General features: G+C 72.5%; 10 protein-coding genes. 5 read left to right on the top strand and 5 right to left on the bottom strand.

Features of this window, described 5'->3' with window-relative positions:
• Window positions 1-69 precede the first annotated feature (69 nt).
• Window positions 70-477, bottom strand: coding sequence for a roadblock/LC7 domain-containing protein (locus tag ACFYPR_RS02910; RefSeq protein WP_007465177.1), 408 nt, complete (start codon window positions 475-477; stop codon window positions 70-72).
• Complete coding sequence (locus ACFYPR_RS02905; protein WP_387184293.1) at window positions 474-3704, bottom strand: nitrate- and nitrite sensing domain-containing protein; 3231 nt, start codon at window positions 3702-3704, stop codon at window positions 474-476. Before ACFYPR_RS02905 ends, ACFYPR_RS02910 begins: the two co-directional genes overlap by 4 nt.
• A gap of 444 nt (window positions 3705-4148) precedes the next feature.
• Between ACFYPR_RS02905 and ACFYPR_RS02900 the strand changes: the two genes are divergently transcribed.
• Window positions 4149-5330 carry an ABC transporter substrate-binding protein gene (locus ACFYPR_RS02900; protein ID WP_354862017.1) on the top strand — a complete coding sequence of 394 codons (1182 nt, stop codon included), beginning with the start codon at window positions 4149-4151 and terminating at the stop codon, window positions 5328-5330.
• A gap of 189 nt (window positions 5331-5519) precedes the next feature.
• Here ACFYPR_RS02900 and ACFYPR_RS02895 read toward each other — a convergent pair whose 3' ends face one another.
• Window positions 5520-6380: an ABC transporter permease gene (locus ACFYPR_RS02895; RefSeq protein ID WP_354863212.1), complete on the bottom strand. Its 861-nt coding sequence runs from the start codon at window positions 6378-6380 to the stop codon at window positions 5520-5522.
• A 100-nt stretch (window positions 6381-6480) separates the two neighbouring features.
• Window positions 6481-7512: an ABC transporter substrate-binding protein gene (locus ACFYPR_RS02890; RefSeq protein WP_354863213.1), complete on the bottom strand. Its 1032-nt coding sequence runs from the start codon at window positions 7510-7512 to the stop codon at window positions 6481-6483.
• A gap of 269 nt (window positions 7513-7781) precedes the next feature.
• On the opposite strand from ACFYPR_RS02890, the gene ACFYPR_RS02885 reads away from it, so the two are divergent.
• From ACFYPR_RS02885 to ACFYPR_RS02870, 4 genes are all read left to right on the top strand, one after another.
• The gene (locus tag ACFYPR_RS02885; protein WP_354863214.1) at window positions 7782-8567 is read left to right on the top strand and encodes an ABC transporter ATP-binding protein; all 786 of its coding nucleotides are present in this window, start codon (window positions 7782-7784) and stop codon (window positions 8565-8567) included.
• 2 nt (window positions 8568-8569) lie between these two features.
• The gene (locus ACFYPR_RS02880; protein ID WP_363939472.1) at window positions 8570-9520 is read left to right on the top strand and encodes an LLM class F420-dependent oxidoreductase; all 951 of its coding nucleotides are present in this window, start codon (window positions 8570-8572) and stop codon (window positions 9518-9520) included.
• Window positions 9517-9825, top strand: coding sequence for a cupin (locus ACFYPR_RS02875; RefSeq protein ID WP_266246239.1), 309 nt, complete (start codon window positions 9517-9519; stop codon window positions 9823-9825). Before ACFYPR_RS02880 ends, ACFYPR_RS02875 begins: the two co-directional genes overlap by 4 nt.
• A gap of 77 nt (window positions 9826-9902) precedes the next feature.
• Entirely contained in the window at window positions 9903-12980 is a 3078-nt protein-coding gene (locus tag ACFYPR_RS02870) for a hypothetical protein (protein ID WP_387258417.1), read from the top strand.
• A 123-nt stretch (window positions 12981-13103) separates the two neighbouring features.
• On the opposite strand, the gene thiC is transcribed toward ACFYPR_RS02870, so the two are convergent.
• Window positions 13104-14696: a phosphomethylpyrimidine synthase ThiC gene (thiC, locus tag ACFYPR_RS02865; protein ID WP_354863263.1), complete on the bottom strand. Its 1593-nt coding sequence runs from the start codon at window positions 14694-14696 to the stop codon at window positions 13104-13106.
• Window positions 14697-14701 lie beyond the last annotated feature (5 nt).

The following is a 14701-nucleotide window of genomic DNA, read 5'->3' as shown; positions in this document are numbered from 1 at the left end:
AGCGGAGCCGGCCCACACCGCCTCCCATCCCTGTTCCGGCGCGCGGTCCGCGCGCCGGGTCTACCGGCGCTACGAACGCACCGCGTCCCTCGGCAGCGGCACCAGCGCGGCACCGACCCGCTCCACCAGCAGCGCCATCTCGTAGCCCACCTGGCCCACATCGCAGCTCCGCGCGGCCAGCACGGCCATCGACGAGCCGTCGCTGATCGACATGAGGAAGAGGTAACCGCTGTCCATCTCGATGACGGTCTGCAACACCCCGCCCGCGCTGAACATCCGGGCCGCGCCCTCGGTCAGGCTCACCACGCCGGAGGTGATCGCGGCGAGCTGGTCCGCCCGGTCCCCCGGCAGGTCCCGGGAGGACGCGAGCAGCAGCCCGTCGGCGGACACCGCCACCACGTGGGCGATGCCCGCCACGCTGTCGGCGAAGTTGGTGAGCAGCCAACCCATGTCCTGCATGGCAGCTGGCCTGTTCATCGGCTCTCCTTGGTCGAGGTGCTGTTCAGGTCCGTGCCGGCCGTCCGACCACGCTGTACGCCGCGGTGGTAGGCCGACAACAGGCCGCGTACTTCATCGGGGGTCCGCCGGCTGCGGTCCCGGCCACCCTTCGGTTCGATGCCACCCGGCACGAGCTGTGCCTGCGGCACCCGCTTGGGCAGACCCGAGCGGGTGGTGCCGGCGGCGGCCGGCTCGGCGGCCCGGCTGGCCAGCGACCAGCCCTCGTCGGCCGCCGTCCGCCAGGCGTCCGGGTCCGTGGCCGGCGGGGGCGTGCTCGCCGTGGCGGCGGGGGCCGCTACCGGCGCCGTCGGGACGGCCGGCGGGGTGTACGACGGCGGTGGTTTCGGCGTCGAGGCGCCGCGACCGCCGGTGCTCACACCGCCACGATTGCCGGTGCTCGCACCGCCACGACCGCCGGTGTTCGCACCGCCGAATCCGTCCATGCTTCCCACGCTCTGCGCTCCGGTGCCCTCGGAACTGCCCGGGGTGCGGGTGGGCAGTGGCGGTCGGGCCGGCGCGGTCGCCGGCGCGGACGCGGTGGCCGGTTGACCGCCGTTGGCCCCCCGCAGGCCGGCGTCGGCGGGCGCGGGCGGTGTGTCGAACTGCGGCCGGGTGAAGATCGCGGTGGCGTCGTCGCCGTGCGACCGGAACCAGACCGCCTCCATCTCCCGGAAGATCGGCGCCTCGGCGGGGAACTCCGGCCGGGTGCTGACCGGCGCGGCGGGCGTCGGCGGCGTGGCCGGCGGGGCGGGCTGCACGGGCGGGGCCGGCGTCGCGGGCGGCGCCGGCGGGGCGACCGCTCCGGGACCGGCGACCGGCCCGACGGGCAGCACCGGCGCGCTCCGACCGTCCGTGGTGTCGGCCGTCGAGCCGCGTCGGGGCAGCGCGTCGATGGTCGGGTACGCCACGGTCGGGCTGCCCACCGAGGTGCCCGCGCCGTTGCTGTACGCGGTTCGGGCGGGCGGGACCGGGGTGGCCGGCGCGGCGGCGGGCGGCACCGTCGGGCGGGCCCCGGTGTAGCCGCCGGCCTGCACGGCCGGGGCGGTGTCCCGCGCGTCGACCGGCGACTGCCACTGCGCGGGCGCAGGGGCGCTGGTCCGCCACTGGTCGGGCAGCGTCGCCGCCGCGGTGGTGGCCCCGGCGTACGACTCGGCGTGGTTGACCGGGGTGAGCGGCGTCTGCTCGACCGCCATCGGCTGGCGCGGACGGGTGAGCACCTGCTCGCGGCCCCGGTTGCTGGGCAGGAGCACGGTGGCGGCGGGCAGCGTCACCTGGGCGACGGTGCCGCCCTCCGCGTTGCGGCGCAGCTCCACCCGGATGCCGTAGCGGGAGGCGAGCCGGCTCACCACGGCCAGACCCATCAACCGGAACGCGGCGACGTCCACGCTCGGCGGGGCGGCCAGCCGGCGGTTGAGCGAGTCGAGCTGCTCGTCGGTGAGGCCGAGCCCGCGGTCCTCGATCTGGATCAGGACGTAGTCGCGGATACGGCGACCGTCGGCGACGACCGTCGTGTTCGGCGGCGAGAACCGGGTGGCGTTGTCCAGCAGCTCGGCGACGAGGCGTACCACGTCGTTGACGGCGTGCGCGGCCACCGAGATGTCGGTGTCGACGGTGCCGAACTCGATGCGGTTGTAGAGCTCCACCTCGGACTGCGCGGCGCGCAGCACGTCCACGACCAACGCGTCGTCGCGGCGCGGTGCGCCGGAGTCGGCGCCTGCCAGGACCAGCAGGTTCTCGTCGTTACGGCGCATTCGGGTGGCCAGGTGGTCCAACTCGAAGAGCTGGGCCAGCCGCTTCGGGTCCTCCTCGCCGCGCTCGATCGCGTCCAGCTCGCCGATCATCCGGTCGACGAGGGTCTGACTGCGGCGGGCCAGGTTGAGGAACATCGCCGAGACGCTGGTGCGCAGTGCGGCCTGCTCGGCGGCGACCCGCACCGCCTCCCGGTGGACGACGTTGAAGGCCAACGCCACCTGACCGACCTCGTCACGGCTGTTCAGCTGGATCGGGTCCCGGACCTGGCGGACGATCTCGTCCACGCCACCGTCACCCACGCTGCCCATGTTCTGCAGCCGCTGCACGGCGTCCGGCAGGTCGTGGTTGGCCACCGAGAGCGCGCCCTCGCGCAGCCGGCGCAGCGAGTGGTTCAGCGATCGGGCCAGCACCACGGCCAGCGACACCGCGATAATCAGGGTGAGCAGCACCAGGATCGACTCGACCACGGCCTGCCGGATGACGTCCGAACGCGCCTGGTCGGCCTGCTCGAGCAGCCGGTCCTGCAGTTGGGTCTCAGCCCAGCGCATCAGGTCGTTGACCGCGCCGATGGCGGCGGTGGCGTCCTGCGCGCTGACCAGCGGGCGCTGCCCGACGGAGCGGGTGATGTCGGTGGCGACCCGGTCGGAGAGGCCGACCGCGTCACCGGAGACGGTGCTGTCGACGAGGGCCCGCTGCACGGGGTCAGCGGCGAGCGAGAAGGCGACCAGTGCCTCCTGCTGGCTGGTCAGCGTGGCCACGAAGGAGGAGAACTGCTCCGGGTCGAGCTGGCCGGCGGTCAGCGCCGTGAAGGCGACCGCCTCCTCCTCGGCGACGGACGCCTTGGCGCGGGCGAACGCGGCGACCGCGCGACGGCTGTCCGACAGGCTCTCGTCGCCGGGCAGCTGGGCCAGCCCGTCGCCGTAGGCGACCAGGTCGGTGAGGATGACGCCGTAGCGCAGCACCGCCTCGGCGACCGCCATCTGCCGGCGGTCCAGCACCTCCTGGCGGGTGCCGTCCAGGGTGGACAGGTGGTCGTCGATCGCCGCCAGCCGGTCCCGCAGCGCCGCCGGCACGTCGCCGATGCGGCCCCGCTCGGCGTTGTACTGGTCCACGCGCTGCTGCGTCTGGCGCACCCGCAGGTTGTACGCGTCGGCAGGCTGCTGGGGAGCGGCCAGGTAGGCCGCCGCGGCCATCCGCTCGGCCTGGAGATCCTGGGTCAGCGCGCTGACGTCGATGGAGAGCGCGGTGAGCGACCGGGCCCGGGTGGCGTCGTAGGCGCCCTCGCCCACCGAGATCAGCCGGACGGTGGCCAGCGCGATAACGGCGGCCACCGGAACGACCAGAATCAGCGCCAGCTTGGACCGGATCCGGGCGTCCCGCAGTCTCGGCAGGCGCCGGCGCGTACGCCGAGCATTCTCGCCGAGCGCGGGCAGGGTCGTCGGTCCGGTGCTCACGACATCGCCTCCGTCGTTTCTTCCCCGCCTGGCCCGCCGAGCCGTGCCGTAAGCGGAGGGGACCACGTGCGGCACGGCCGCGATTTCATCAGAGAAGATCGTGTTTGGGAAGCCGCAGTGAGGCAGGAAACGGTCGGACGGCGCGGAACCCCTGATCCGGTCAACTGATACCTTCATTTCCGCAAGCCCCTGAACAGGGCATGTAACTCCAGAGTGGTCACGCGTGTATGCAAAGTGAGCTTTTGCAAACATTGTGTTACCCCAGCATGTGGGATGACCGTCCCGAAAATGCAACCGGGGTCCGCGCTTGACCACAGCGCCGGCCATTGGCAAGGTTTTGCAGGCTTCGCGCACACCGTACGGCAGAGGAGATCCCGTCCTCCACTGAGGACGGATTAGCGGCGGTGACCGGGCAGCGCCCGCGCCCGCACCTGGAGGACTGAGTTGAGCCCCATCCGCTCCGCGACCATCGCGGCGCTCGCATCGGCCGTAGTGGCCACCACGCTCACCGGCTGCCAGTTCGGTGGAGCGGAGCAGGACACGAGTCCGATCGTGATCGCTGCCGATCTCGAACTCTCCGGGGCTGCGGCCCCCGTCGGTCAGACATACCAGCGGGCCCTGAAACTCAAGGTCGAGCAGTTGAACTCCTCCGGAGCACTGAACGGCCGGAAGATCGATCTGAAGGTCAAGGACAACCGTTCCGACGCCGCCGAGTCACTGCGCAACATCGCCGAGTTCAGCAGCGATTCCCAAGTCAGCGCCATCGTCATGGGCGGCTGTAACGAATGCGCGGTCGGCGCGGTCGGGATCATCAACGACAAGCGGATTCCCACCATTGCGCTCGCCGCTTCCGGTGCGATCGCCAGCCCGGTCGCCGAGCGGCGCTACGTGTTCAAACTCGGCCCGAACGCGGCGGACAGCGCCGCGGCGCTCACCACCGAACTGCGTCGCAAGAACGTCCGCAAGGTGGGCCTGCTCGCCAGCAACGACGACTACGGCCGGGAAGGCATGCTCGCACTGCGCCGCGAACTGACCAAGGCCAGCATCAAGGTGGCCGGTGAGGAGTCGGTGAAGACCACCGACACCGAGGTCGGCCAGCAGGTCGACAAACTCACCAAGCTCAAGCCCGACGCGCTGGTCGTCTGGACACCGCCGGAGCAGGCCGCGCTGGCCGCGACCAGCGCCCAACAGGCCTCGTTCCGGGGGGCGCTGTTCTTCGACGCGGGAGCGGCCGGCGATCTCTTCCTCGGCGCCGCGGCCCGAGCCACCGAGCGGGCCACGCTGATCTTCACCCAGACCATGGTGATCGACGACGTGATCGCCACCACCCCGGCGAAGGCGGCCCGGCGGCAGTGGTTCCAGGACTACACGGCCCGCTTCGGCGGCTACAACGGAGCCTCGTCCTTCGCCGCCGACGCGATCCAGCTGATCGCCGACGCCGAACTGCGGGCCGGCGGCCCGGCCGGGAAGGTCGACCGGAACGGCATCCGCGACGTGCTGGAGACGTCCCAGATCGACGGCCTCTCCGGCCCGATCCGCATGACGCCCGACAACCACTCCGGCCTCATGCCGCAGGCGCTCACCACGCTGGTCGCGCGAAACGGGCGCTGGCGGTTGGCGGGGTAGCTCGGCTCGTCGTGTTCCAGGTTGAGGGCTGTGGCCTACCGTGCCCGGCTCCGGGCGGTCAGGCTTGATCCCTCCGCCGGGCACGGTAGGCCACAGCCCTCCCGCGTCACCGTTATCGGAACGGGCCGGCCTCCTTCGTGGGGGCCGGCCCTTCGCGTTGCCTTTGTTGTTCAGCTCTGCCGATCGGGGTCAGCGGCTGCTGGTGGTTTCTCTTACCCAGGGCAGGGCGATCCGCTCGATGAGCACGAGCGCGGAGTAGAGCAGGATGCTCACCAGCGCCACCAGCAGGATGGCCGCCCAGGCGGTGGCGTAGTCGCCGACGCCCGCGTATTGGAGGATGACGTAGCCCAGGCCGCTCTCTCCGGCCTGGAACTCACCGATCACCGCGCCGATGGCCGCCAGCGGCATGGCCACCTTGAGCCCGACGAAGATCTGCGGCAGCGCCGCCGGGAACCGCACCTTGCGGAACGCCTGCCAGCGGGAGGCGTTCCACGACCGGACCAGCTCGGCCAGGTCGGCCGGCGTGGTGGTCAGCCCGGTCGCGGTGGACAGCACGATCGGAAAGAAGCAGAGCAGGAACACCATGGTCAGGATCGGCTTCTGACCCCAGCCCAGCGCCACCACCAGCAGCGGGCCCAACGTGATCTTCGGCACCGCGTTCACCGCGACCAGCAGCGGCGTGAACATCCGCTCCACGGCGCGGGAACTGGCCAGGGACAGTCCGATCAGGACGCCGGCGGCCGCCGACAGGGCGAAGCCGACCAGGATCTCCAGCAGGGTGGTCCCGGTGTGCTCCAGCATCTGGGCGGGCTTGTCGACGAACGCGCTGAACACACCCCCCGGCGGCGGCAGGGCGGCCGGCGGGATCAGCTCCAGCCGGGCGATCAGCCACCACGCCGCCAGGGCGACCAGCAGACCGGCCGCGGGCAGCAGCGCCGCCCCGACCCCGGCGCGCAGGCCGGCGCCCCGACCCGCCCGTCCCGCCTCCGGGCCGGCACCCGGGGATGGGGGCACCGTCACCGCCGGCTCGACTGACCGCACGTCGGTCATCTTGTCCTCCTCGAAATCCGACGGCCCTGGGGGCCGACGAGCGACGGGGGTACGTCCCACCGGATCCGGCGGGACGTACCCCCTGGTGGCGACCGGACGATCAGGCCTTCGGCGCGAGGCTGAAGTCGATGATCTGCTCGGGGGTGATGTTCTGCTTGAGCGCGCCCGCGCCCTGCAGGATCGCGATGCTCTTCGCGACCCGGCCGCTGTCCAGCGTGCCGATCGCGGTGCCGGAGTTGCCGGAACGCACATACGCGGCCATCAGGTCCAGCTCGGCGGCGGCGGCCACCGGGTTGGCGGCGTCGACGTTCTTCTTCAGGATCTCGCCGGCCTCCTTGGAGTTCGCCAGGCTGTACTCGAGGCCCTTGAGCAGCGCCGCGGTGAACCGCTTCACCATCTCGGGCTTCTCCTTGGCGATCTTCGAGGAGGTGATCAGCACGTTGCCGTAGAGGTCCTGCATCACGTTGCTGTACGGCAGCATGACGGCCTTCTTCTTGGCCACCGCCTCGATCGTCGGCTGGCCGACGACGAACTGGCCGATGCCGTCCACCGAGCCGCTGGCCAGGGTGCCGATCAGCGCCTGCGCCTCACCGTTGACCCAGGTCACCTTGCTGGCGTCCACACCGGCGAGCCGGGCGTACGTCGGGAACAGGTTGCGCACCACGGAGCCGGGGGTGTCGGCGAGCTTCTTGCCCTCCAGGTCCTTGGGCGAGTTGATGTTCTTGCCCTCGACGGTGGCGATGCCCGCCATCGTGCGCTGCTGGATCGCGGCCACGGCGGTGAAGTCCTTCGCCTGGCCGTTACCGAGCTGGAGCAGACCACCGGTGAGGTCGATCGGCCCGAAGTCCGCCTGGCCGCCGACGACCGTCTGGATCACGCCGCCGGTGCCCTGGCCGGCCTTGATCTCGACGTCGAAGCCGGCCTCCTTGAAGAAGCCCTTCTCCTTCGCCACCCAGGCGTAGGAGTCACGGCCGAAGTTGCCGAAGGAGGTGAGGTAGGTCACCTTCTCCAGTGCTCCGTCTTTGCCGCCCTTGGCGTCGTCGGACGAGTCCGACCCGCTGCTGCAGGCGGAGACGAGGGCGAGGGCGGTGGCCAGCGCGGCCGTAGCGACCGTACGGGTCAGCCTTCTCATCAGTAGCACCATGTCCTTTCCGACCGGGACCGCAGGCCACCGGCGGGGGTTGTCGCGACGGTGCCGGCAGGAGGGGCAAGCCGGGCACCGCCATCGTGAGGGGACTCTTCGCGGGCACAGCGTACGAGAAACCCACAGTTGCGACGCCAGGCGTATTGGGTTGCGGAACGGATACAACATGACGACCACCCCGGACGGTGCGGAATGTCAACGGGGCAGCTAGCCTTTGTCGGATTCCTGACCGTCCACTCAGCGGAGGTACGCCGCAGATGATCCGACTGTCCGGGGTGTCGCGTACCTTCGAGGGCCGGTCCGGCCGGGTCGAAGCCCTTCGCGGCATCGACCTCGACGTCGCCGAGGGCGAGTTCGTGGCCGTGCTCGGGCGCTCCGGCTGCGGGAAGTCCACCCTGCTGCGGTTGATCGCCGGGCTGCTCCCGCTGACCTCCGGCGAGATCACCGTGGCCGGTACGCCGATCACCCGACCCCGCCGCGACATCGCCATGCTCTTCCAGAAGCCGGCGCTGCTGCCGTGGCGCAGTGTGCTGGACAACGTCCTGCTGCCGGTGGAGATCTTCGGCTGGAGCCGCGCCAAGCACCGCGAGCGAGCCCGGCAACTGCTCGACGTGGCCGGGCTCTCCGGGTTCGAGAAGCGGCTGCCGCACGAACTCTCCGGTGGCATGCAGCAGCGGGTGTCGCTGTGCCGGTCGCTGATCGGCGAGCCGCGGGTGATGCTGATGGACGAGCCGTTCTCCGCGCTCGACGCGCTCACCCGCGAGGAACTGTCCGGCGAACTCCAGCGCGTGCACATGGAGAACAAGCCCACCATCGTCTTCGTCACCCACTCGATCGACGAGGCGGTGCTGCTCGCCGACCGGGTGGTCGTGCTGAGTCCTCGCCCCGGCCGGATCCGCAAGGTGGTCGAGGTGGCCATCCCCCGACCCCGCACCCTGGGTCGCAACGCCCACCTCGCCGACGTCGCCCGGGTCAGCGCCGACCTGCACGAGCTGTTGATGGAACGCGACCAGCCGGCCGCGGCCGGCGCGGAGGGACGATGAACATGCGGGTGTCGGTCTTCACCGAGCCCCACCGGGGTGCCGACTACGACACCCAGCTCCGGTTCGCCCGACTGGTCGAGGCCGGCGGCTACGAGGGCTTCCTCCGCGCCGACCACTACCAGTCGATGGGCGCCGACCCGGGCCTGCCCGGCCCGACGGACGCCTGGCTGACCCTCGCCGCGCTGGCCCGCGAGACCCAACGGATCCGGCTCGGCACCCTGGTCACGTCGGCGACCTTCCGCCTGCCCGGCCCTCTCGCGGTGCTGGTCGCACAGGTCGACCAGATGAGTGGCGGCCGGGTCGACCTCGGCATCGGCGCCGGCTGGTACGAGCGCGAGCACACCTCGTACGGCATCCCGTTCCCGCCCGTCGGCGAGCGCTTCGATCGACTGGCCGAGCAGCTTGAGGTGATCACCGGGCTGTGGGCCACCCCGATGGGCGAGACGTACAGCTTCACCGGTGACCACTACCGGCTGGTGGACGCGCCCGCGCTGCCCAAACCGGCGCAGGTGCCCGGACCGCCGATCATCGTGGGCGGGCGCGGTCCCAAGCGGACCCCCGAACTGGCCGCCCGCTACGCCGACGAGTTCAACATGCCGTTCAAGTCCGTGGCCGAGACCGCCGGGGCGTACGACCGGGTGCGGGAGGCGTGCGACCGCGTGGGTCGCACGGAGGCCGGCCGCGCCCCGCTGGTGCTCTCCGCCGGGATCGTGGTGGCCATCGGCCGCACCGACGCCGAGGCGCAGCTGCGGGCCGCGCCACTGCACGAGAAGAGCGCGCTGCCACCGGAGGACCCGGTGGTCGGCTCGCCCGCGCAGCTCGTGCAGCGAATCGGCGAGTTCGCCGAGATCGGCGGCACCCGGGTGCACCTGCGCATGACCGACCTCGACGACCTCGACCACCTCGAGCTGATCGCCGCCGAGGTGCTTCCCCAACTGGACGGTGGACGATGACGGATGTGATCGACGGCACCGAACTCGGGCCGGTGGGCCAGGAGATCGTGTACGAGAACGACCGGGTCCGGGTCTGGCACATCCGGCTCGAACCGGGCGAGCGGCAGCCGCTGCACCGGCACGACCACCCCTACCTGGTGGTGGCGATCCAGGGCGCGAAGAACGTCGTACAGACCATCGACGGCACCCGGATCGACGCCGACGAGCCCACCGGCGGAGTCGTCTACCGGGACCCCGGTGCCGTACACATGCTCACCAATGTCGGGGACACGACATACCTGGCCCGACTGGTCGAACTCAAGTAGACCCGCCGGGCGCGCCTCGCCCCGCCGCGCGGCGTGCCGGTGGCGATCGGGTGTACCAGGTGCGTAACGTGCCGGACATGGCCTTTCGGACCTGGGGCAGATTACTGCTCACGGCGCTCGGGGTGAGCGTGCTGGCCGGAGCCGGCCAGCTCGGCGTCGCGTACGGCTTCGGCATCGTCCGACTCACCGGCGCCTTCACCGGCACGACCGTCAACCAGTGGCCGGCCCAGCTCGTCTGGGTGGGCTGGTTCGCCGCGAACGCCGCCGTCGCCGGTGCCGTCCTGACCGGGCGTCTGGCCCGCCGGGACACCCCGCCGGCCAGCATCGGCCGGCAACTGGCCATCGGCGGCGCGGCCGCACTCGGCGCCACCGCCGTGGCCCCGCTCTGCATGCAGCCCGCCCGAGCCGCCGAGTTGATCTCGGTGGACCCGGTCTGGGCGGTCGGCATCTGCGCCATTCTCGGGGCGGTCATCGGAGCGGGCGCGGCCGTCGCCGTACTGTTCCGACCGGAACTGGGCTGGAACATGGCGGCCGTGGCCGGGGCGGTCTGGCTGCTGGCGTTCATTTCCGTCCTGCCGTCGCTCGGCACGGCCGGCCCGCTGCCCACGGTCCGACTCGGCGTACTCGAACCGAACTGGCTGGACGACGCCGCCGCGCAGCGTCTGGCGCTGCTCCTGCTGCCCGTGGTGGCGCTGCTCGCGGGCGCCGCGACCGCCGGGTTGGCCCGCTGGCGCGGCCAGGTTCCGCTGATCAGCGGGGTGACCGGGGTGGCCGGTCCGGTGCTGGTGGCATTCGCGTACCTGACCGCTGGCCCCGGCGACGCGGTGGACCGCTACCAGACCACCCCCTACTACGGCGCGCTGATCGCGATCCTCGCCGGCGCCCTCGGCGCCGCGGCCGCCGCCCTGCTGCGCTGGCCCGTCGGCGCCCGCACCGCCGATCCCCAGGCGATCCAGCCGACCGACATCCTGCGCCCGCTGCCCGCCGGCCCGCCCCTGCCGGGCGCCGAAGCGGCGAGGTCGACGGGTCCGGTCGGCGACCACCGTGACACCGAGCCCACCGCCGACGCGGCCCCCACCGGTGGGCACCTGACCAAGACCGGTCCGGGTCCGCGCGCCGCCGACGACACCGCCACCGTACGCACCGTCCCCGCCCACTGGGACTGGCCGGCGACCACGGCGAGCGGCCAGCACGGCGCCGTCCCCACCGACGCGACGCCCCCCGGGCAGGCGTCCCGGCCGGTCGGCCGCCGCCAGCACGCCGACACCACCCCGGACGCGCCGACGGCGGGCACCCCGACCCGGGACGCGCTCCGCACGGGCGGGCAGCACGACCGCGCGACCAACCCGCCGGCCCCCGCCTCCTGGCTGACCGACCCGACCGGCGAGTTCACCGCCGGGCGACAGTCGGCCCCGTCGAACCGGGACGCGGACCCCATCGGCCCCGCCGACCCGACCCCTACCGTCCCGGCGTTCACCGCGGCGACGTCCACCGCTGCGGCCGGCGACACAGGGGCCGTCGGTCCAGGGGCCGTCGGAACAGGGGCCGTCGGAACAGGGGCCGTCGGAACAGGGGCCGTCGGTACAGCGTCCGTCGGTCCGACGCCCGACGCGGGCGCCGACGACCTGACCGGCAGCACGACGACGACCACGGCCGGCGGGGACAAGCGGGACAGCGACCGCACGACGACCAGCGACCCGACGACCCCGGTCACGACGGCCCCAGGCACGACGGCCCCAGGCACGCCGGCCACGGGCACGACGGCCCCGGGCACGCCGAGCGCGGGCGACGCGGCCACGCCGAGCGCGAGCAGCGAGGGCGAGGGCGCGGCCGACGCGCCCGCACCCAAGCCGCGCCGTACGCGCAAGCCGAAGTCCACCCCCGCCGACGTCACTCCGGGCACGACCGCCGAGCACACGGCGGCAGCCGCCGGATCGACCGCTGGGCGCACCAGGCGGCCGGCCCGGTCCGGCAAGGCCACCGACCTGACCGGCACCGACTCCGCCGGACCCGTCGACCAGGACGCTCCCCTGCCCGGCCAGGACGCTCCCCTGCCCGACCGGCACACCGAGCCCGGCCAGGACACCGAGCCCGGCCAGGCGAATCAGACCGGCGGAAAGGATCCGCAGGAGCAGACCGTCGGGACCGGTGGAGAGAGCCGCCGCGACGGGGCCGCCAGCACCGAGCCGGCGGTCACCACCACCCCGGTTGGGGATCCCGCACCCGTCGAGGGGTCCGGGACGGGCCGCGCCGAACGATCCGCGGCCGAGAGCGACGGCGGCGCTTCGTTGTTCGGTGAGGCGACCGCCGACGGCCCGGGGACCGCCCTGTGGGCCCCGACGGCACCGGCCTGGCCGGTCACCTCGGCGTGGACCACCGGATCGGCGACGGGGGCGGCCGACCCCGAACCGTCCGGTTCGGATGCTCCCGTCCCGGCGGAGGAGTCGACCGACTGGACGCCCCGCTTCCGGCACCGGGCGCCGCTGCCGGACCTGAGCCGCGCCAGCACCTGGGACGCCTTCAACACCACTCGACGCGCCGCCGCGTCGGATCGGACCGCCAGCACACCAGACCAGGGCAGCCCGACAGATCCGACCGCCAGCACGCCGAACCAGGACAGCCCGACCGCCGCCACGCTCGACGGGGGCCGGCCGAGAGGCCGCGCCGCCAGCACGACGGGCCAGGCCAACAGCACGACCGACCCGGCCAGCAGCATGACCGACCGGGCCAGCAGCGCGACGGACCGGGCCATCGGCAGGCGCGGCCGGGTCGGCGAGGCTACCGGTGCGCCCGCCTCGGCGGGACCGGTCGTGCCGCCGTCGGCCGGTCCGGGCATACCCGAGCAGGGCCGCGCGTCCGGCACCGCCGACAGTGGCGGGCCGGACAGCGATGCTCGGCGGGCCGCACCGGCGTCCACGGACGACGCGGAGCAGCCCTCCCGGCGGGGACGGCTCGGTGGCCTGTTCCGACGCAACCGGGCCCGGGCCGACGAGGAGAAGCGGCCCGCGGCGGATGCGGCGGAGCCGCTGGCCACGCAGGACGAGGAGTTCGTCGACTGGGTCGCCGGGCTCGGCAAGCCGGTCGCGGACAACGAGCCGGAGCAGGAGAACGGTCGTCGCTCGCTGCGCTCCACCGGCCGTCACCACCGCGACTGACCCGCCTGACGTCCGTTCGGGACGCCGACCCCGTCTGATCGACTCGGGTTCCCTGAATCCGGGCTGTCCACCGCGCCGGGACACCCCGACTTCAGTGAACCCGAGTCGACCATGCCGGACCGGTCAGGCGAGCGGCAGATAGACCTTCCCGCCGCCGGAGACGAACTCCGCCGACTTGTCCTTCATGCCGCGGGCCGCGTACTCCTTGAGCTCTTGCGTGATCTTCATCGAGCAGAACTTCGGGCCGCACATCGAGCAGAAGTGCGCCGTCTTCGCCGGCTCGGCAGGCAGTGTCGCGTCGTGGTACGACCGCGCCGTCTCCGGGTCCAGCGAGAGGTTGAACTGGTCCTCCCAGCGGAACTCGAACCGCGCCTTGGACAGCGCGTCGTCCCACGCCTGCGCGCCCGGGTGCCCCTTGGCCAGGTCCGCCGCGTGGGCCGCGATCTTGTACGCGATCACGCCCGCCTTGACGTCGTCGCGGTCCGGCAGGCCGAGGTGCTCCTTCGGGGTCACGTAGCAGAGCATGGCGGTGCCGAACATGCCGATCATCGCGGCGCCGATGGCCGAGGTGATGTGGTCGTACGCGGGCGCGATGTCGGTGGTCAGCGGGCCGAGCGTGTAGAAGGGCGCCTCGTGGCACCACTCCTGCTGGAGATCCACGTTCTCCTTGATCTTGTGCATGGGCACGTGGCCGGGGCCCTCGATCATCACCTGCACGTCGTGCTCCCAGGCGACCGTCGTCAACTCGCCGAGGGTGCGCAGCTCGGCGAACTGCGCCTCGTCGTTGGCGTCGGCGATCGAGCCGGGCCGCAGCCCGTCGCCGAGGGAGAACGTCACGTCGTAGCGCGCGAGGATCGCGCACAGCTCGGCGAAGTTGGTGTAGAGGAAGTTCTCCTCGTGGTGGGCCAGGCACCACGCCGCCATGATCGAGCCGCCCCGGGAGACGATGCCGGTGACCCGGTCCACGGCCAGCGGCACGTACGGCAGCAGCACCCCGGCGTGCACAGTCATGTAGTCGACGCCCTGCTCGGCCTGCTCGATCACGGTTTCCCGGAAGACCTCCCAGCTCAGCTTGACCGGGTCGCCGCCGACCTTCTCCAGGGCCTGGTAGATCGGCACCGTGCCGATCGGCACCGGCGAGTTCCGCACGATCGCCTCACGGGTCTCGTGGATCCGCTTGCCGGTGGACAGGTCCATCACGGTGTCGGCACCCCACCGGGTGGCCCAGGTCAGCTTCTCCACCTCCTCGGCGACCGACGAGCTGACCGCCGACGTGCCGATGTTGGCGTTCACCTTGACCAGGAACGCCTTGCCGATGATCGCCGGCTCGCACTCCGGGTGGTTGACGTTGAGCGGCAGCACCGCCCGGCCGGCGGCGATCTCGGCCCGCACGAGTTCCGGGTCGACGTTCTCCCGGATCGCCACGAACTCCATCTCCGGCGTCACCACGCCGGCCCGCGCGTACGCGAGCTGCGTCGGACGTCGTCCGTCCACACCGGCGAGCGGCGTACCGGCGCCTCGTACCGGCGCCACGTCACCCCGCTCGGCGATCCACGGGCCCCGCAACGCGGGCAACCCCACCGACGGGTCCGATCCCGGGCCGGACGTGTCGTAGAGCCGCACCGGCGGATGGTCGCCGGTCAGCGCCACCTCGGCGAACGGCACCCGCACATCCGGCCGTGACCCCTCGACGTACACCTTGCCTCGTGCCTGCATGACAA

Source organism: Micromonospora sp. NPDC005254, from assembly GCF_042872525.1.
GTDB lineage: Bacteria > Actinomycetota > Actinomycetes > Mycobacteriales > Micromonosporaceae > Micromonospora.
Note: the sequence above shows the minus strand (reverse complement) of the source record. Positions and strands in the feature narration are given on the sequence as shown.